The following is an 18,394-nucleotide window of genomic DNA, read 5'->3' as shown; positions in this document are numbered from 1 at the left end:
GATATTGGCCCAGTAGCACGTTCCGTGAAACTGCACTGGCTGGCCGACCCGGTGCAGTAGGGTTGCACGGTTGGCCTACTGTCGCCTAGCGTGGCGCGATAAGCTTCACAGTCAGGAAATCGGCATGGATCGTCGCGCCTTCATCATGTCCAGTGCCGCTACCGCTGCGTTGAGCACGCTGCCCGCTCGATCCGCGTTTGCGCAAAACTCAGCGGGAAGAGCAGTTGCACCATCGCCGGGCGACGTCCGCCTGAATGCGGCCTTCGATCAGGTCCTGCGCGAAACCGTCCGCCAATCGCCTGAATTCGCCACCTCGCTGGGGCTCGATACCGGCAAGGATGCCGATCTGCGCCACATGCTGGGTGACAACAGCTACGCCGCCATCGCGAAGGATCTGGCACGCAACCGCAAGGCACAGGCGCTCGTCACTGCCGTCGATCCCGCCTCGCTGTCGCCGCAGGCGCGCATCGATCGCGAAGTCGTCCTCTACAGCATCCAGTCGAACATGGTCGGCCCGGAGAAGTTCGGCCTCTCCTCGCCGCAGGGGCCCTATCCGATCACGCAGCAGGACGGCGTCTATTTCTCCATGCCGGACTTCCTGGCCTCGACCCACCCGGTGAAGACCGCGGATGATGCCGAAGCCTATCTGGATCGATTGGCGATGATGGGCCGGCAGCTGGATAACGAAACCGAGGTTCAGCGTCGCGAGGCCGCCAAGGGCCGGCTGGCGCCCGACTTCTCCCTCGATCTCGCGCTAGGCCAAATGGCAAACCTGCGGTCACCCAGCCCGGCCGACAACCAGCTCGTCCAGGCGCTGACCAGCCGCACCGGCCCCGCGAAGATCGCCGGGGATTGGCAGGCACGCGCTGCCAAGATCGTCGCGACCCAGGTCTATCCGGCACTCGATCGCCAGATCGCTTTGCTGCGCTCGCTGCGGCCGTCGGCGCGCAGTGCCGCCGGCATCTGGGCGATCCCCAACGGCGATACGATCTACGCCGCTGCGCTGGCGCAGGCGACCACCACCAGCTTGTCGCCCGACGAAGTCCATCAGATGGGCCTGCAACAGGTCGCAGAACTCACCGCGCAGCTCGATCCGATCCTGCGTGGACAGGGCCTCACGCAGGGCAGTGTCGGTGCCCGCCTCGACCAGCTCAACCGCCTGCCCGCGCAATTGTTCGCGAACACAGACGCCGGCCGTGCCGAGCTGCTCGCCAGCCTCAACGCAGGCGTCCAGGCGATGCAGGCACGGCTGCCCAAGGCATTCACGAACCCGCCCAACGCGGCGCTCGAGATCCGCCGCGTCGCGCCCGAGATCCAGGACGGTGCCCCCAACGGTTATTACTTCCGCGCGCCGCTCGATGGTTCGCGCGCCGCGATCTACTGGATCAACCTCAAGAGCGTGCACGACTGGCCGAAATACACGCTGCCGAGCCTGACCTATCACGAAGGCGTGCCGGGGCATCATCTCCAGATATCGACCGCGCAGCGTGCGCCCACGCATCCGTTGCGCAAGATCGCCTTCTTCAACGCCTATCTGGAAGGCTGGGCGCTCTATGCGGAACAACTCGCCGACGAACTCGGCGGCTATGCCTCGCCGGTGGAACGCGCCGGCTATCTGCAATCGTTCCTGTTCCGCGCGGCACGGCTGGTCGTGGATACCGGCATTCATACCAAGCGGTGGACGCATGACCAGGCGACGAAATACCTGGTCGATACGGTCGGCTTCGCCCCCGGGCGCTCGCAGCGCGAGGTCGAGCGCTATTGCGTCTCGCCGGGTCAGGCATGCAGCTACAAGATCGGTCATGCGGCGTGGCTGCGCGCGCGCGAGAAGGCCAAGGCGATCGCCGGCGATCGCTTCGACCTGAAGCATTTCCACGACGTGCTGGAAGCCGGTGCGATGCCATTGTCGATGCTGGAGCGGATCGTAGAGGAGCGTGCGCGCGCCGTCTGACGGCTGGTGGGGCAACACGCGATGCCGAGCGCCCGCCCGCCTATGTTGAGGACGGCGTATGGCCGATGGCGGGCGAGCGAACGGTACAACGTCGGGAAGGCTGAGGACATCGACCGGCCCCTATTCGTGGCGTAGCGCGCGCGCGGGCTCGGCGCGGGCGACGCGCCATGCCTGCCCGAAGACGGTCGCGCTCGCGATCAGCGCCGCGGCGAGCGAGGCGCCGACGAAGAACAACGGCGACAGCGCGATCCGGTCGTCGAACCCGCCTAGCCAGCGCTGCATCGCGACATAGGCGAGCGGCCACGCGACGAGGTTGGCGAGGATCACGGGGCGCAGGAACTGCCCGATCAACAGCCGCAACACCTCGGCGGTCGAGGCGCCGAGCGTCTTGCGGATGCCGATCTCCTTCACCCGCCGCGCGGTGTCGAACGCCGCCAGCCCGTAGAGCCCGATGCAGCCGATCAGGATCGCCAGCACCGCACCGATCGTGAACAGCCGCGAGCGTTGCGCATCCGCCTTGTAATAGCGCTGGTACAGATTGTCCTCGACCGAGCGCGCCTCGAACGGAACGCCGGGAACGACGCGCTTCCACGCCGCCTCGAGTGCCGCCATCATCGTCTTCGCATCGCGTCCGGCATAGCGCACCGCCGCGAACGGCGAGAGGATATCGACGGTGTTGTAGGTGTAGGCGACCGGCGTGACGGCATCGCGAGGACTTCTGAAGCGCAGATCGTCGACTATGCCGATAATGGTCGAGTCCCGCTCGCCGTCGTTGATCGCCTGCCCCAGCGCCGCCGTCGGCGATGCGAAGCCCAACGCGGTCACCGCCGTCCGGTTGATCACCACGTTCGGCCCTGCCCGCTTGCGTTCGGCAAGCGTCAACAGGCCGCGGTCGTCGGCATGCGCGGCGTCGAACAGGCGCCCCGCGACGAGACGCGCGCCGTACACGCGGAAATAGTCGCGACCGGTGCCGACATCCATCAACGATATCTTGGCGCCCGACGCTCCTGCGCGGCTGTACCCTGAGAAATTGGTCGTGCTCTGGTCGCCCGGCGCGTTGTTGGCGACCGTCACGCCGGTGACGCCCGGTGCCGCCGCGAGGCTGCGCAGGATCGCCGCGCGCTGTGGTGAATCGATCCCACCGGTCATCAGTGACCGCACGATCATCAACCCGTCGCGGCGAAACCCGAGATCGGCGTCACGGATATGCTCGGTCTGTTTGAGCATGACTCCGGTCGCGATGGCGAACGCAATCGCGATCGCGAACTGCACGACGACGAGCGCGCTTCGCAGCCTCGTGCCGCTACGCCCACCGCCGGGCGCGCGCGTCGAGGCCAGCACCGCGGCAGGGCCAAACCCCGACAGCACGAACGCGGGATACAGCCCCGCGACCAAAGCGATGCCCAGGACCAGCAGGACTAGCGGCAGGACGACGCCGTCCCATCCGACGTAGCGGATCGCCAGCGTCGTTCCGCCGAGCGCATTGATGAAAGGCAGCGCGATCTCGGCCAGCGCGAGCCCGATCAGCGCCGCCACCGCGACGGTCGCCAGCGCCTCGCCCAGGAACTGCCGCACCAGCGACCGCCGCGTGCCGCCCAGCACCTTGCGCATCGCCACTTCGCGCGCGCGCAACCCGGCACGCGCGGTGGCGAGATTGACGTAGTTCACGATCGCGATCAGCAGCGTCAGCAGCCCGACCGCCCCCAAGGTCGTGACGATCGCGCGATCACCCGGACTATACAGATGCATCGCGGTAAGCGGCCGCAGCGACTGGAAATACTCACCTTTCTTCAGATTGCCCCCGGCATAAGCGTGGCGATCGAGAAAGGCTGGCAATTGCGCCTCGAAAGCCCGCGCTGCCACCGCATCGGGAAACCGCAGGAACGTGGTCAGCGACGCGCTGCCCCAATGCTCCCACCATTCGTTGCCGAAGCGAGTCCGCGACAGTTGCGCGAACATCTCGCTCTTGAAGGTGACGTCGTCGGGCATGTCGCGCAGCACCGCCCCGACTTTGTAGGGGTAGGTCGTCCCATCGATCGACAGTTGCAGCGTCCGGCCGATCGCCGACTGGCTCCCGAAATATTTCCGCGCGGTCTTCTGCGTGACGACCAGGCCGTTCGGATCGGCGAGCGTTGCTGCCGGATCGCCCTCGACCGCGGGAAAGCGCATGAGATCGAAAAAGTTCGGGTCGACCGTGCCCAAATCCTCGGCCGTCGCCTGCCCGCCCTGCTGCACCGTCGCCGCCATGTTCATGTAGCGCGTGCCGACCAGCTGCGGGTAATCCGCCTGCAGGATCTTGAGTTCGCTGCCCATCGTGTTCGGATTGGTGTCCGCCGGATAGCCCGGCATCACATAGCGCTCCTCCATCACCCACAACCGGTCTTGCTGCGGGAGCACCCGGTCGTACCCGGTCTCGAACCGGACGAAGAGGAACAGAACGAGGAACGTCGCGATCCCTAGTGCGAGTCCGCCGATGTTGAGGAGCGCGAACAAGCGGTGATGCGCGAGCGAACGATAGAGGCTGGTGAGAGCGGACATGGCGGTTCCTTCAGGCGTCGCTTGCGGAATCGGGGCCGGGCTTGGGGCCGGACTTGGTCGCTGCGAGATGGCGGACCAGGACCACCACGAGCAGCATCAGCACGAGCATCTGGAGCGAGCGGCGCATCAGGCGGCGCGCCGTGCCGACGACAGGATGCGGCCATCGAGCATGTGCACCGTCCGCTTGGCGATATCGGCGTGCGACGGGCTGTGCGTGACCATCACGATCGTCGCGCCCTCGGCGTTCAGCTGGCCGAGGATGTCCATCACCTGCGCGCCGTTCTCGGTATCCAGATTGCCGGTCGGCTCGTCCGCGAGGATCAGCCGCGGCTCGCCGACGATCGCGCGGGCGATCGCCGCGCGCTGTTGCTGGCCGCCCGACAATTGATGCGGATGATGGCGCTGGCGATGCGCGATGCCGACCCTGTCCATCGCCGCCGCGACGCGGTCCTTCTTCTCGCGCGCGGGCATCGTCCGATAGGCGAGACCCAGCGCGACGTTCTCGGCGATCGTCAGTTCGTCGATCAGGTTGAAACTCTGGAACACGAAGCCCAGCCGATCACGGCGCAGTTTGGCGAGTTCGGCTTCGGGCGCGCGCGCGATATCGGCACCTTCGAACAGATACCGTCCGTCCGTGGGACGGTCGATCGTGCCGATGATGTTGAGCAGCGTCGATTTGCCGCACCCCGACGGCCCCATGATCGCGACGAATTCACCCGCCTCGACCGCCAGGTCGATGCCGTTGAGCGCCGTCGTCTCGATTTCGTCCGAGGCATAGGTGCGGCTGAGGTCCTGTAACTGGATCATATCGAATCCTATCGGATGATGAGGGTCTGGAAGGGGGTGTAGGTGCCGAGCGCGGTGGTCACGATCCGGTCGCCGGGCGCGAGGCCGGAGACGATCTCGACCTGGTCCGGATTGCGTCGGCCGGTGACGATCGCCCGCCTGACGGCCTTCTTGTCGCCGTCGAGAACGAACGCGGTGGTGCCGCCCGCATCGAGCCAGCCCCCTGACGGTGCGACCACCGCAGGCCGGTCCGCGCCGAGCACGAGCCGCACGTCGAGTGTCTGGCCACGGTTCAGTCCTGTGGGTGCAGCGCCACGAAAACCAAGCTCGACGCGAAACCGGCCTTCGGTGACCTGTGGCAGGATTTTGATGACCGACATCGCACAGCTCCGACCGTCGATGTCGGCCGCCGCGCCGAGCCCGGCCCGGACGCGCCCGAGATAGAATTGATCGACATCGGCAGTAAGTTTCCATTGTCCCTCGGAATCGATCTGCCCGACCGGGTCGCCGCTCTTGAGCGTCTGCCCGGGCTGCAGTGTGAAGGCGGTAAGCCGTCCCGCGACGGGCGCGCGCAGCACCAGCGCGGAGAGGCTCGCGCGGACCATCGCCAGGCTCTCGCGCAACTGCCGCGCGGTGGCCGCGATGCCCGAGGACTGATCCGCCAGCGTCGCGCCCGCTTCCGCGGTCCCGCGATCGAGCGCAGCAACCCGCGCCTGCTGATACCCGACATCCTCGCGCACCGGATCGATTGCGGCGCGCGTGATGATCCCCCGGTCGAACAGAACCTGCTTCTGTGCGAGCAACGTCCGCGCCTTGGACAGCGCATTGCGTGCCTCGGCCAGATCGCGCGCGCCATCCTGCCGCGTGTTCTGGACCGACAGCCGCTGGCCGCTGATCGCGCTCAACTGCCCGACGATCTCCGCCGAGCGGCTGGCCACGTCGAGTTCGAGCGACGGATTGGACAAACGTGCGAGCGGCGTGCCGGCGGCGACCATCGCGCCATCGCTGGTGGCGAGGTCGGCGACTTGTCCGCCCGAGATCGCGGTCACGAACACGGTGCGCAACGGTGCAACCTCGGCGCGGAGCGGCACGAAATCGCGGAACGGCGCGCGCACGACATCGCCGGTACGGATCGCGGCGGCGTCGACGGTCAGCGCATTGGCCCCGGGCATCAGCACCCACAGCAGCACCGCCGCAGCCACCACCGCGATCGAAAGCGCACCGCGCACGATACGCTTGCGCCGCTTGGCGTGCGGCCGCTCGATGCGCCGGTCCATCGCGGCGCCCGTTCCAGGCAGGGTCGTCTCTATCATGCGGACAGTGTACGGGACGGATCGACCAGATCCTAAGCTACTGACGACGCTAGATAATTCCGCGCTACGCAGCTGAAGCGCTCACCCGACTGTACCAACTGTCCGTTTCCGGACACTATCACGGCCATGTCAACCGAATCGCATATCCTGGTCATCGACGACGATCCCGACATCGCCAAAGCAGCACGGTTGTTGCTCGAACGGCACGGCATGCGCGTCTCGACCGCAGCGAACCCGGAGGCGGCCTGGGTGCTGCTCGCCGGCGAACCGATCGACGTCATCCTGCTCGACCTCAACTTCGCGCGAGGACGGACCACCGGCGAGGAGGGGTTCGCGATGCTCGACCGGCTGATCGCAGCGGACGCGCGGGCGGTCGTCATCGTCGTCACCGGGCATAGCGGGATCGCGGTCGCCGTCCGTGCGATGCGCAGCGGCGCGACCGATTTCGTGATCAAGCCCTGGAACAACGAGCGCCTGCTGACCACGGTCGAACGCGGGTTGGCGCTGCGCCGCGCGAAGCTGGAGACAGCGGCGACACCGCCCGTCCATGACGGCATCCTGCTCGGCGAAAGCGCCGGGATCGCACGCGCCCGCGACCTGGTCGCTCGCGTCGCGCCGACCGCGGCCCCGATCCTGATCCACGGCGCTGCGGGCACCGGCAAGACGCTGATCGCCCGACTGGTTCATCAGGCCTCGCCCCACGCCAGCCTGCCGCTCATCACGGTGGACGCCGAGGCCGCGGACGCCGCCGTCATCGCCCAGCAAACGGCAGCAGCCGCTGGCGGGTTGCTGGTGATCGACCATATCGACCGCCTGCCTCGTGCGCTCAACGGCGTTCTCCTGTCAGCGCTCGACGGCATCCGCGTCATCGCGACCGCGCGACTGGATCGCACCGGCGTTCGGGGGGCGATCGGCGAAGACCTGCTCGACCGGGTCGGAACGATCGAAATCACCCTCCCGCCGCTCGTCGATCGCGCGGGCGATGCGGCGCTGCTCGCTCGCCATTTCCTTGCGCTGTTCGCCTACCGCCACGGCAAGCCCCTCAGACCACTCGATGCAGACACGGCGCAGACGATCGCGGCGGATCGCTGGCCCGACAACGTCCGCGGCCTGCGCCAGACGATGGAACGTGCGGTTCTGCTCGGCAATGGCGAGACTTACGCGATCGGCGACCTGCTGCGTTCACCCGATAGCGCCGAGCCGCAATCGCTCGCCCCCGATCTGTCGCTCGCGCGCAACGAGGAAACGCTGATCACCGCGGCACTCGAGCGCCACGCCTTCAACGTCAGCCGCGCCGCCGCACAGCTCGGACTAACCCGCGCGGCGCTCTATCGCCGGATGGCGCGCTATGGCCTCTGACCGGACGCGCGCGGTCGGACGCGCGCTGGTGATAGCTGCGGCTGGTGCCGGTGGTGCGGTAGCAGCCACACGCGGTCTGTACGCCACCACACTGCTCGCCGCGATGATCGCGATCTGGATCGCCGCACTCGACCTGGTCGACGCTGGTCAGCGCTCGCCGATGCCGGCGCCACCAATCCCGGCCCCGTCTGCCGGAGAAGAGGAACGGCGCCGTCTGAACGCCTATCTCGATCTGTCGCCTGCGCCCTTGGTTGCGCTCGACGACGGCCGGTTGCGCGCCGTCAACCGTGCCGCGCGGCGATTGCTCGGCGCAGGCGATCTGGTCGTCGATCCGCCTCAGGGACTCGTCACCGCACTCGCGGACACCCGCCCCGGACGCACCGCCACGATCGAGATCGGGCACGACGCCGACATCCGGAGCTTCGCGCTGGCCACCGGCGACCTTGCGCTGGCAGGGCGGATGACGCGGATCGGCGCGCTGATCGACATCGACGCCGAACTGAAGGCCGCCGAGGCCGCGGCGTTGCGCGAGCTCGTCCAGGTCTTGAGCCACGAGATCGTCAACGCCCTCACCCCGATCGCCTCGCTCGCCGAGACCGCGGTGGCGATGCTCGACGATCCGGACCCGATGCTGCCCAAGGTACGCGACGCGGTCGAGACCGTCGCGCGCCGCGCCGCTAGTCTGCATCGGTTCGGCGAAAGCTACCGTGCATTGGCGAAGCTGCCCGCCCCCTCGGTGGAGCGTATCCCTCTGGCCGGGTTCGTCAGCGATCTGGCGGCATTGTTTGCGACGAGATGGCCGAGGATCGCGTTTACGACCGACCTCCTGGACGCACCGGCCCATCTGCTGGCCGACCCCGATCAATTGACCGCGGCGCTCTGGGCGGTGCTGCAGAACGCAGCCGAGGCGTTGCACGGTTCGTCCGACGTGCGGGTCACGCTCACCATCTCCGCCTTTGTCGGCCAAACGCAGTTCACGATGACCGACACCGGCCCCGGTATCCCCGTCGCAAACCAGGTCGACATCTTCCGACCTTTCTTCACCACCAAGACCGAGGGCACGGGCGTGGGTCTGGCGCTCGCCCGGCAAATCTTCCGGGGGCACAACGGCGATCTCAGCCTCGCCCATTCTCTCCCCGGCAACACGCGGTTCGAGGGCACCGTTCCTTCCGTTCCGACTAGCTGAACAATCAATCACCCTGAACCTTGCTCGAATGGCGAAACTTGGATTTTGCGATCATACCTTGCAGGCTTCGGAAGGCGGCTCTGCAAGCTCAGTCCAGGCCTGTTTTACCAGGCGCCCAATACGCCTTGGCAACGAGCCGCGTCGTCGGAACCGATCTTCGTCGCAAGCCCTGCCGAAGCACTTGGATCGTTGCGGCCTTTCCCGTGAGCACGAAGGTGGATCCAAGCGCAACTGCGTTGGAGAGCGATGCTTCGAGCTCAGCGACGTGCCCACCATCTAGGCGCCGTGTGATCAGCGTAACGCGCTCGAGATCCAGACTGGCCATCACCTGCCGAGCACCAACGTCGTCTGCGACTTCGAAACATGCTGTTACATGCCGCGTCGGGTCTTGAAAGGTAGCCGCATAAGCAAGTCCGATCGAGGTTTCGTCCCCAAGGATGACAAGCGCCCCAGACAGACCGCCAATGTCCAGCGACGCGCGCGGACCGAAGACGTCGCATACTTCGCCCGGCGCCGCGGTGCGGACCCAATTGCTCCCAGGTCCGTCGCCATGGGCATAGCCCAGAATGCACACACGCCCCGCTGACGCGTTCCATTCGATCGGCGTGTACGTCCGGGTCACGAATGCCGAGCCCATCGCGATCTGCACCTTCTGTCCCGGCCGCCACGTCACGGTCTTGAGCGCATCGCCCTCCAGAGTGATCAGATGAAAGCGATCCGCCAATCGTTCGTTGGCGACGACGGTCGCGGGCTTCATCCACAGCCGCGTCACCGCTCTGCTCAACCGGCCTGGTTCTTTCGTCCGCTCGGTAGCCTGCGTTTCCATCATGACAATTTCACGGAAAATTCGTTGCCGCGACCTTCGTCCGGCAAGGCCAGCGACATGTAGCCGTTGGCGGGATTGCGGACATACGCCAGATATCCCGGCTCGAACGCATTTTCCCCCAGGACCACGGCGCCAGGCTTCAGCCACGGCTCGATCGTCTTGAGCACCGAAAGATACAGCGAGAACGCGCCGTCCACCAACATTAGATCGACTGTGCCGCCGACATCCTTCAGCGTCTCCAGGGCATCGCCAGCGCGGATATCGACAAGGTCGGCGAGGCCGGCCGCTTGCAGATTGGCACGAGCCCGCGCCACCTTGCTGACCTCCATCTCGCTGCCGATCAGATGGCGGCCGCCATTGTCGCGCAGCGCGGCAGCAAGATAGAGCGTCGAAATTCCCATAGACGTCCCGAACTCGACGATCCGGGTCGCTTTGCAGGACCGCGCGATCGCGTAGAGGAACCGACCATACTCCGGCGACACGGCAAGGAAATTGTCCGCGCGGTTGCGATAGGTCGCGCGATAGTCCGCACGCTCATCCGCCAGAAGGTCCATCACCAGCGCCTCGATCGATGCGCCCGATGCCGCGATTTTCGCCTGCATCGCCTCGACGTGTTCGCGGTCGGCCGCGTCGGCTTCGCCGTGCAGTCTTTCCAGAAGGTCGGCGAGGCGGGGGCTGCTCAGCGTGTTCATGATGATCCTTGCCGATGCCCAAAGCCGGAATGGCTCGACGGGGCGATGGCGATCGGATAGCCGGGCACAACTTTGGCGTCATTACGAAGGACCGACATAATGTTATGTGATGTCGCCAGTACGGGTCTTTTCCAGGATCGTCGCCTATGCCAATCCTGAACGCGTTGCAGGATTTCGAATGGGTCGATCCAGATGTCGTGCCGCGCCCGATCGTCGCGTTCGGAGCTGAAATGTCTGATGTTGGCGGGTTTGAGCTAGAACCTCATCGTCACGCCAAGGGACAGATGCTGCTGGTCCAGCGCGGCGCGCTCAGTTGCGAAGTGGAAGGCGGGTTGTGGGTCGTGCCGCCGCGCAGCGCCATCTGGATCCCCGGCGGTGCGCTGCACGCGATCAAGGCGACCGGCGCACTCGAAGGGTATAACGCGTTCGTCGATCCCGCAGTGGACGCGCGATTGCCGAAGACCTGCTGCGCAGTGTCGGTGACCCCCTTGCTGCGCGAGCTGCTGACCCGCGCCGCGCATCTCCCCTATTTCTATGAGGAAGGCAGTGCGAACACGCGGCTGGTGGCGGTGCTGCTCGACGAACTCGCCGTGGCTCGGGTCGAGAATCTCCATCTGCCGATGCCGATCGATCCACGGCTGCGCAGCATTGCGGACGCGATGATAGCGTCCCCGGCGAACCGAGGAACGTTGGAGATCTGGGCGCGACATGCTGGTCTGAGCGAACGTACGCTGTTGCGGCTGATCAAGCGCGAGACGGGAATGAGCTTTGGTCGATGGCGGCAACAACTCGGGGTCGTACTCGCCGTGAAGTGGCTGGCTGGCGGCGCCTCGATCCAGCAAGTGACCAGCGACCTGGGCTATGAAAGCGTGCCCAGCTTCGTGACGATGTTCCGCAAGGCGCTTGGTACCTCGCCTGGACGCTACATGGCAGAACGCCACTCGCGCTGACGCCTTAGCGACAGTGCCAGTTTGCTGCTTCTCGCCTCAGGCAAACTTGTCGGTGATTTCGGGGACCCGCAGCATCGCGAGGGCTGCGAGAATCATCACGACGGCAGCGAATGCCATCGTCCAGATCGGTTCGGTCGGGAAGAACGCCTTCAGCACCGACCCCATCAGCGTGGCGACCAGCAACTGCGGGAGGACGATGAAGATGTTGAACAATCCCATGTAGATGCCGAGCTTGGCCTGGGGCAGGCTGGAGGCGAGGATCGCGTAGGGCATGGCGAGGATCGACGCCCAGGCGATGCCGACGCCGACTTCGCTGACGATCAGCAGCGTTGGATCGCGCACCATGAGGAAGCTCGCAAATCCCGCGGCGCCGCACAGCAGGCAGGCGATATGCGTTTTGACCCGGCCGATCCTTCTGGCCAACCGTGGCAGTATCAGTAACGCGACCAGCGCGGCGACGGCGTTGTAGACTGCGAACAGCACACCGACCCAATCGCTGCCCGCATTGTAGGCGGCGCTCGTGGCATCGCTTGAGCCGTACATGTACTGGGCCACGACGGGCGTGGTGAAGATCCACATGATGAACAGCGCGGACCAACTGAAGAACTGGACGAGCGCGAGGCGCTTCATCACATCGGGCATGTCGCCGAAATCGCCGACGATCTGGCTGAGCGCATTGTCGGTGTTGCCGCCGCGCGCGAGGACGATCGCGACGAGGCTCGCAACGCCGAACGCGACGAGCAGCCCGCCGAGCAAATACACTTCCTTCTGCAATGCGAGTTCAGGGACCGCAACGATCACCGCAATCCCAGCGACGATCCAGGCGATGCTGGCCGCAAAACTCCGGCTAGCGACCGCGCGGGTCGGAGCGGGCAGCGCTACGTCCCCGTCGTGCTCGGCGAACGACGCCATCTGTGCCGGGCTGTATTCGCGCGTGTTACCGACCGTCCAGAGTACCGCCAGCAACAACGCCGCGCCCCCGAACCAGAAGCTGTAGCGCACCGTATCGGGAACGCCCGCAAGCGCGTTGCCGGAGACTCCGAGATGCGCGAGCACGAATGGAAAGATCGAGCCGACCACTGCGCCCGCACCGATGAAGGCGGTCTGGAGCGCGTAGCCTGCGGTATGCTGGTCCTTGCGCAGCATGTCGCCGACGAACGCGCGAAACGGCTCCATCGAGACGTTGATCGAGGCGTCGAGCACCCAGAGTGTCAGCGCGGCGAGCCACAGCATCTTCGCCTCGGGCATCACGAACAGCGCGAGTGCTGCGAGAACGGCGCCAGCGAAGAAATAGGGACGGCGGCGGCCGAACCGCGTCCAGGTGCGATCGCTATAATGACCGATGATCGGCTGGACGAGCAGTCCGGTCAACGGCGCCGCGATCCATAGATAGGAGAGGTCGTCGAGCGATCCGCCGAGCGTCTGGAAGATCCGGCTCATATTGGCGTTCTGCAGCGCGAAGCCGATCTGGATGCCGAAAAAGCCGAAGCTGATGTTCCACAGGCCGGCAAAGCCCTGGACTGGTTTCTCGGTCAAAACGCGGCTCTCCTGATCGGTCGCCACTTGTTTGCGTGGCGATCTGACGAACCGGCTTGACCCCAAGCGACGGGCAAAACAACTATGCATACGAATACCTTGCCCCGCCGTGCCGCCCGGCCGCATGAAGGCCTGCATGACCCAACCGCCGAAAACCACGCTTCACCTTCAGGGCGAGGAGCAGCGCCCGCTGATCGTGATCGACGATTTCTGGCCCGACCCGGACGCACTGCGCGAGGATGCGGCGAGCCTGCGGATGGCACCGATCGGTCCGCATTATCCCGGTGTCCGCGCCGAGGTGCCGCCGCGCCTCGCCGAGACGATGCGACGCCGGATCGCACCGTTATTGGCAAAGCATTTCGGGCTCGATCCGGCGCCGGCGGTGTCGGAGGCCTATTATTCGCTCGTCACCACGGCGCCTGCCGATCTCGCGCCAATCCAGCGATTGCCGCATTTCGACGGCGTCGAGCGGGGGCGGATCGCCGTGCTGCTATTCCTCGGCCATGGCGAACAAGGTGGCACTGCGTTCTACCGCCAGCGATCGACGGCGTTCGAGACCGTCGATGCGTCGAGGCTCGATCGGTTCAGGGCGGAGCTGGAAGCGGGCGTGCAGGCGCACGGCATGCCCGAGGCGTCCTACATCGCCGATGACACGGCATTGTACGAACGCATCGCGGTCCAGCCAGCGCGCTTTAACCGAGCGCTCGTCTATGCGGGGAATACGCTGCACTGTGGGTATCTGCCGCCCGAGGTGACGCTCAGCACGGACCCGCTGGCCGGGCGGCTAACGCTCAATCTGTTCCTGTTCGACGACTGAGCCAAGCCTGCGCGATGGGATAGTGAGTCCGCTTCATTCCAACACCCGCACCTCCCCGGCGGAGGCCGGGGCCCAGTTGGAAAGCACTGGGTCTGGGATCGCCGTCTTCATCAGCGCCGTTTCCCAACTGGACCCCGGCCTTCGCCGGGGAGGTGGTGATGGTCGGCGTTACGGCTGTTTCGTGCCCCCCACCCGTCACCTGTGGGGCTACCACGCCGTCGCGGCATAGACCTGTCGTCGCTACGCCCCGCTGCTCGCGCGGATCACCAGTCGGGTCGGCAAGGGCGGGTCGTCGGAGACTTCGCCGCGCAGTTTCGCCAGCAGCGACCTTACCAGCGCCTCCCCTGCCCGGCGCGCGTCCTGCGTCACGGTCGTCAGCGGCGGGTTGGTGAGTTGCGCGGACGCGATATCGTCGAAGCCGACGATCGCGACGTCGTCCGGGATCGATCGCCCCGCGGCCGCCAGCGCGCGCATGGCGCCGATCGCGATGCTGTCGCTCGCCGCGAAGATCGCGTCATAGTCGGCGCCGCGTCGCGCGAGTTCGACGATCGCGTCCTGTCCAGCGTCTTCGGTGGTGATCGCATCGACCTGCAACGCGTGGTCCGCCGTCAGCCCCGCAGCCGCCAACGCGTCGAGATATCCCCGATACCGGTCCTCCAGTTCGGGATACCGCCCGTCCGCGGCGCCCAGGAACGCGATCCGCCGCCTACCCCGCGCGATCAGATGTGCGGTCGCCGCCTCCCCGCCGCCGCGGTTGTCCGAGCCGACCGTGATCCCCGCAGGCCCCGTACCGACCGCACCCCAGCGCACCACCTTGGTTCCCTGTTCGGTCAGGTGATCGAGACGCGCCCGGTAGGCTTCGTAATCGCCGTAGCCGAGCAGGATGATACCGTCGGCCTTGCGGCTGTCCTGGTAGTCGACGTGCCAGTCGCCCGACAATTGCTGGAACGAGATCAACAGGTCGTAGCCGGCGCGGGCGCAAGCGTGCGTGATCGAGCCCAGCATCGACAGGAAGAACGGGTTGATCGTCGATTCGTCCTCGGCCGGTTCCTCGAAGAACAGCAGTGCCAGCGTGTTCGCCGACTGACTGCGCAGCGACGACGCGTGCTTGTCGACCGCGTAGTGCAGGCTGCGCGCGATCGCCTCGATCCGCTGGCGGGTCTGCGCATTGACCGACTTCGATCCGCGCAACGCCCGCGACACGGTCGGCTGCGATACGCCGGCGAGTTGCGCGATGTCGAACGATGTCGGGCGGCGACCCATCGTCAGCGCCCTTGCCCGCGCCACTGTGGGCGGGCGTGGTCCTGAAGAGACACGGTTTGCATGAAACAGTGAATACGTATGCCCGTCCCTTTTGCAACGCCCCCACCCGAAATATAGCCGTGTTGCGACACCCGACGCGTCAGCACGACGTCGGGGATACCAAAACAAGCAATTGAGGATGCGCGGGATTATTCTCGCCTGAAGGGGATTTCATGAGCCAGTCTATTCCGTGCCGCCTGCGCGTCGCGTCCGGCATTTCCGCGCATAGCCGCCTCGCACTGCACGTCAGCGCGACCGCGCTCGCCGCTGCTCTGATGCTGCCAGGCCAGGCTGCGTTCGCGCAAGCGACGCCCGGCACCGCGAATGCCAATTCGACCGCACCAGCACAGGTCGACGCGGTGCCGACCGTCGCCGCGCCGACGCCCCAGCCCGCCGATGCCGTGCCGCCCACAACCCAGGAAGATGCCGCTGGCGGTGACGAGATCGTCGTCACCGGTATCCGCGCCGGCCTGGAATCCTCCGCCAAGATCAAGCGCCAGTCGGTCCTGATCGTCGACTCGATCTCGGCCGAAGACGTCGGCAAGCTGCCCGACGTGTCTATCGCGGACTCGCTCGCTCGCCTGCCCGGCGTGACCGCGCAGCGCCTCGAAGGCCGCGACCAGCGCCTGTCGATCCGCGGCCTCGGCCCCGATTTCTCGACCACGCTGCTCAACGGCCGCGAACAGGTGACGACCGGCGACAACCGCGGCGTCGAGTTCGACCAATACCCGTCGGAATTCTTCAAGACCGTCAACGTCTACAAGTCGGCCGACGCGTCACTGATCGCCGCCGGCGTCGCCGGCACCGTCGACCTGCGCATGCTGCGTCCGCTCGACCAGGCGCACCGGATCATCGCGGTCAGCGCGCGGGCGCAGATGAACGGCATCGACAAGCTGAACCCGGATGGCGATCGCTACGGCTATCGCGCGTCGGCGACCTATGTGGATAAGTTCGCCAACGACACGCTCGGCATCGCGATCGGCGTGTCGGCGACGCAGACGCCGTCGCAGGACGAGCGCTACAACGCGTGGGGCTATAGCGGCGCCGGCACCGCGGCCAGCCCGTTCCTGCTCAACGGCGCCAAGCCGTACGTCCAGTCGAACGAGCTGAAGCGCTACGGCGGCGTCGCGACGATCGAGTGGCAGCCGTCCGACAGCTTCCATTCGACGTTCGACGCGCTGTATTCGCACTTCGAGGAAACGCAGATCCTGCGCGGCATCGAGTTCCCGCTCGCAGGGCAGCTCGCGAGCGCCGGTACGGCTGGCGGAACGACGGCGACCGGGGTGACCGTTGCCGACGGCTTCGCGACTGGCGCGACGTTCGGCAACGTCTTCGCGGTGCAGCGCAACGACTATAACCAGCGCAAGGCGGACAATTTCTCGCTCGGCTGGAACAACGACCTCAAGCTGACCGAGACGATTCACCTGAACGTCGACGCAAGCTGGAGCCGAGCGAAGCGCACCGACTTCCTGCTCGAGACCAACACCGGTACCGGGTTCGCCAAGAGCGGCGTCGCCGATACCGTCACCGTCAAGCAGAACGGCAACGGCACCTACACCTTCTCGCCGACGCTGGATTACACCAACACCGACATCTTCAAGCTGACCGATCCGCAAGGGTGGGGCAACAACGGCACGCAGCAGGTCGTCCAGTCGGGCTTCCTCAACCGGCCGAGCTTCAAGGACGATCTGAAGTCGCTCCGCGCCAGCCTCAACGGCGAGTTCTCCGACAGCGTCGTCAAGGGCTGGGAAGCCGGCGGCAACTACAGCCAGCGCAAGAAGACCAGCGCCTACACGTCGTACTTCCTCTGCCCGACCGGCGGTGGCACCAACTGCACCGTGGCGAGCGGTTCGCCGCTGAGCGGCAACGTGCCGAGCGAGGCATTGCTCGGCAAGAACGTGGCGCTCGATTATCTCGGCATCCCGCAGATGCTGACGCTCGATCCGCTGTATCTCTACAATAATTCGCTTAACGCGGCGTTCGATGGCCGTCCGTCCGCGCTGGTGCGCGACAATGTCGTGCTCGAGAAGGTCTGGACCGGCTATGCCAAGGTCACGATCGACGGCCTGGTCGGCGACAAGCCGCTCAAGGGCTCGATCGGTGCGCAGGTGGTGCATTCGGACCAGAGCTCGACCGGCCAGATCGCCAGCGTCGTCGGCGGCGCGGTGACGATCGCACCGGTGACCCAGTCGCTGAAATACACCAACTTCCTGCCCTCGGCGACGATGTCGGTCGAACTGATCCCGCTGGGCTTCGTCAAGGTCGGCGCCTCGCAGACGATGGTGCGTCCGCGTCTCGACCAGGAACGCGTCACGCAGGACGTCGCGATCAACCTGACCAACATCGGCCAGACGCCCGCCGGCCTGTTCCCGGTGTTCACGTCGACCGGCGGCAACGTCAACCTGAAGCCATATCAGTCGACCAACATCGATCTGTCGTTCGAGAAGTATTTCAACGGTGGCGGCTATGTCGCGCTGTCGGGCTATTTCAAGCACCTCACCGACTTCGTCGATCCGAACAATTCGCTGCCCTACGACTTCTCGGCGTTGCTGCCGGCGCTGACCGCGGCGCAGCAGGCGCAGGTGATCGCCGCCGGACAGACGATCGGCAACGTGTCGTCGCCCGCCAACACCGGTCGCGGCGAAGTGCTGGGCGTCGAGGGTACGGTGTCGCTGCCGTTCAAGGCTATCACGTCCGCGCTCGACGGCTTCGGCATCTTCGCGAGCGGCAACTACACCCAGTCGACGATCAAGTACGGCAGCAACCCGACCGAGGCGATCACCCTGCCCGGCCTGTCCAAATGGACCGGCAGCGGCACGATCTACTTCGAGAAATGGGGCTTCCAGGCGCGCGCGAACTATCGCTATCGCTCCAGCTTCCTCGCCGAAGTCGCTGGCCTGTCGGCCAACCCGACTTATCGCACGGCGCGGTCCGAGGGCATCCTGGATGCGCAGATCGGGTATGAGTTCCAGAGCGGTCCGCTCGCGAACTTCGCGATCCTGGCGCAGGCGAAGAACCTGACCGACCGGCCGTTCGTGACCTACCAGAACGACGATCCGCGCCAGGTGATCGACTATCAGCGCTATGGCCGCGACTACTATGTCGGCATCACGTACAAGTTCTGATGTCGATGGCGGG

Annotated in this window: 13 protein-coding genes; 6 read left to right on the top strand and 7 right to left on the bottom strand. The window is 66.0% G+C overall.

Translation table 11 applies throughout. The annotated features are described in order from the left end of the window. Window positions 1–124 precede the first annotated feature (124 nt). A complete protein-coding gene (locus C8J25_RS05490; RefSeq protein WP_107952977.1) occupies window positions 125–1,951 on the top strand; it encodes a DUF885 domain-containing protein in 1,827 nt (608 codons plus the stop codon). A gap of 120 nt (window positions 1,952–2,071) precedes the next feature. Here C8J25_RS05490 and C8J25_RS05485 read toward each other — a convergent pair whose 3' ends face one another. From C8J25_RS05485 to C8J25_RS05475, 3 genes are all read right to left on the bottom strand, one after another. Next, on the bottom strand, window positions 2,072–4,489 hold the full coding sequence (locus tag C8J25_RS05485; RefSeq protein WP_107952975.1) for an ABC transporter permease: 2,418 nt from the start codon (window positions 4,487–4,489) through the stop codon (window positions 2,072–2,074). A gap of 126 nt (window positions 4,490–4,615) precedes the next feature. Further along, a complete protein-coding gene (locus C8J25_RS05480; protein WP_107952973.1) occupies window positions 4,616–5,296 on the bottom strand; it encodes an ABC transporter ATP-binding protein in 681 nt (226 codons plus the stop codon). A gap of 8 nt (window positions 5,297–5,304) precedes the next feature. After that, entirely contained in the window at window positions 5,305–6,588 is a 1,284-nt protein-coding gene (locus C8J25_RS05475) for an efflux RND transporter periplasmic adaptor subunit (RefSeq protein ID WP_244186802.1), read from the bottom strand. A gap of 126 nt (window positions 6,589–6,714) precedes the next feature. Between C8J25_RS05475 and C8J25_RS05470 the strand changes: the two genes are divergently transcribed. Continuing rightward, a complete protein-coding gene (locus tag C8J25_RS05470; RefSeq protein ID WP_107952970.1) occupies window positions 6,715–7,947 on the top strand; it encodes a sigma-54-dependent transcriptional regulator in 1,233 nt (410 codons plus the stop codon). Beyond that, window positions 7,937–9,133 (top strand): sensor histidine kinase, encoded by a 1,197-nt coding sequence (locus tag C8J25_RS05465; RefSeq protein WP_107952968.1) that lies wholly within the window; start codon window positions 7,937–7,939, stop codon window positions 9,131–9,133. Before C8J25_RS05470 ends, C8J25_RS05465 begins: the two co-directional genes overlap by 11 nt. An 88-nt stretch (window positions 9,134–9,221) precedes the next feature. On the opposite strand, the gene C8J25_RS05460 is transcribed toward C8J25_RS05465, so the two are convergent. Next, window positions 9,222–9,890, bottom strand: a complete 669-nt coding sequence (locus tag C8J25_RS05460; RefSeq protein ID WP_167397665.1) for a siderophore-interacting protein — start codon at window positions 9,888–9,890, stop codon at window positions 9,222–9,224. 68 nt (window positions 9,891–9,958) lie between these two features. After that, window positions 9,959–10,651 (bottom strand): O-methyltransferase, encoded by a 693-nt coding sequence (locus tag C8J25_RS05455; protein WP_107952964.1) that lies wholly within the window; start codon window positions 10,649–10,651, stop codon window positions 9,959–9,961. Between the two features lie 146 nt (window positions 10,652–10,797). On the opposite strand from C8J25_RS05455, the gene C8J25_RS05450 reads away from it, so the two are divergent. After that, window positions 10,798–11,601, top strand: coding sequence for an AraC family transcriptional regulator (locus tag C8J25_RS05450; RefSeq protein ID WP_107952962.1), 804 nt, complete (start codon window positions 10,798–10,800; stop codon window positions 11,599–11,601). 36 nt (window positions 11,602–11,637) lie between these two features. Here C8J25_RS05450 and C8J25_RS05445 read toward each other — a convergent pair whose 3' ends face one another. After that, window positions 11,638–13,227, bottom strand: coding sequence for an MFS transporter (locus C8J25_RS05445; RefSeq protein ID WP_107952960.1), 1,590 nt, complete (start codon window positions 13,225–13,227; stop codon window positions 11,638–11,640). A 46-nt stretch (window positions 13,228–13,273) separates the two neighbouring features. Here C8J25_RS05445 and C8J25_RS05440 point away from each other — a divergent pair, with 46 nt between their 5' ends. Next, entirely contained in the window at window positions 13,274–13,954 is a 681-nt protein-coding gene (locus C8J25_RS05440; RefSeq protein WP_244186801.1) for a DUF6445 family protein, read from the top strand. A 240-nt stretch (window positions 13,955–14,194) separates the two neighbouring features. Here C8J25_RS05440 and C8J25_RS05435 read toward each other — a convergent pair whose 3' ends face one another. Further along, window positions 14,195–15,217: a LacI family DNA-binding transcriptional regulator gene (locus C8J25_RS05435; RefSeq protein WP_208622520.1), complete on the bottom strand. Its 1,023-nt coding sequence runs from the start codon at window positions 15,215–15,217 to the stop codon at window positions 14,195–14,197. 212 nt (window positions 15,218–15,429) lie between these two features. Between C8J25_RS05435 and C8J25_RS05430 the strand changes: the two genes are divergently transcribed. Continuing rightward, window positions 15,430–18,381: a TonB-dependent receptor gene (locus C8J25_RS05430; protein WP_244186800.1), complete on the top strand. Its 2,952-nt coding sequence runs from the start codon at window positions 15,430–15,432 to the stop codon at window positions 18,379–18,381. The last annotated feature ends 13 nt before the right edge of the window (window positions 18,382–18,394 follow it).

It is taken from the genome of Sphingomonas faeni (assembly GCF_003053745.1).
GTDB lineage: Bacteria > Pseudomonadota > Alphaproteobacteria > Sphingomonadales > Sphingomonadaceae > Sphingomonas > Sphingomonas faeni.
Note: the sequence above shows the minus strand (reverse complement) of the source record. Positions and strands in the feature narration are given on the sequence as shown.

What these genes read in the sequence shown, in the direction of transcription:
- C8J25_RS05460 (WP_167397665.1), bottom strand. Translation starts at nt 9,890, where the DNA reads ATGAAGCCCGCGACCGTCGTCGCCAACGAACGATTGGCGGATCGCTTT.
- C8J25_RS05455 (WP_107952964.1), bottom strand. Translation starts at nt 10,651, where the DNA reads ATGAACACGCTGAGCAGCCCCCGCCTCGCCGACCTTCTGGAAAGACTG.
- C8J25_RS05435 (WP_208622520.1), bottom strand. Translation starts at nt 15,217, where the DNA reads ATGGGTCGCCGCCCGACATCGTTCGACATCGCGCAACTCGCCGGCGTA.
- C8J25_RS05480 (WP_107952973.1), bottom strand. Translation starts at nt 5,296, where the DNA reads ATGATCCAGTTACAGGACCTCAGCCGCACCTATGCCTCGGACGAAATC.
- C8J25_RS05475 (WP_244186802.1), bottom strand. Translation starts at nt 6,588, where the DNA reads ATGATAGAGACGACCCTGCCTGGAACGGGCGCCGCGATGGACCGGCGC.
- C8J25_RS05450 (WP_107952962.1), top strand. Translation starts at nt 10,798, where the DNA reads ATGCCAATCCTGAACGCGTTGCAGGATTTCGAATGGGTCGATCCAGAT.
- C8J25_RS05445 (WP_107952960.1), bottom strand. Translation starts at nt 13,227, where the DNA reads ATGCATAGTTGTTTTGCCCGTCGCTTGGGGTCAAGCCGGTTCGTCAGA.
- C8J25_RS05485 (WP_107952975.1), bottom strand. Translation starts at nt 4,489, where the DNA reads ATGTCCGCTCTCACCAGCCTCTATCGTTCGCTCGCGCATCACCGCTTG.
- C8J25_RS05440 (WP_244186801.1), top strand. Translation starts at nt 13,274, where the DNA reads ATGACCCAACCGCCGAAAACCACGCTTCACCTTCAGGGCGAGGAGCAG.
- C8J25_RS05465 (WP_107952968.1), top strand. Translation starts at nt 7,937, where the DNA reads ATGGCCTCTGACCGGACGCGCGCGGTCGGACGCGCGCTGGTGATAGCT.
- C8J25_RS05490 (WP_107952977.1), top strand. Translation starts at nt 125, where the DNA reads ATGGATCGTCGCGCCTTCATCATGTCCAGTGCCGCTACCGCTGCGTTG.
- C8J25_RS05470 (WP_107952970.1), top strand. Translation starts at nt 6,715, where the DNA reads ATGTCAACCGAATCGCATATCCTGGTCATCGACGACGATCCCGACATC.
- C8J25_RS05430 (WP_244186800.1), top strand. Translation starts at nt 15,430, where the DNA reads ATGAGCCAGTCTATTCCGTGCCGCCTGCGCGTCGCGTCCGGCATTTCC.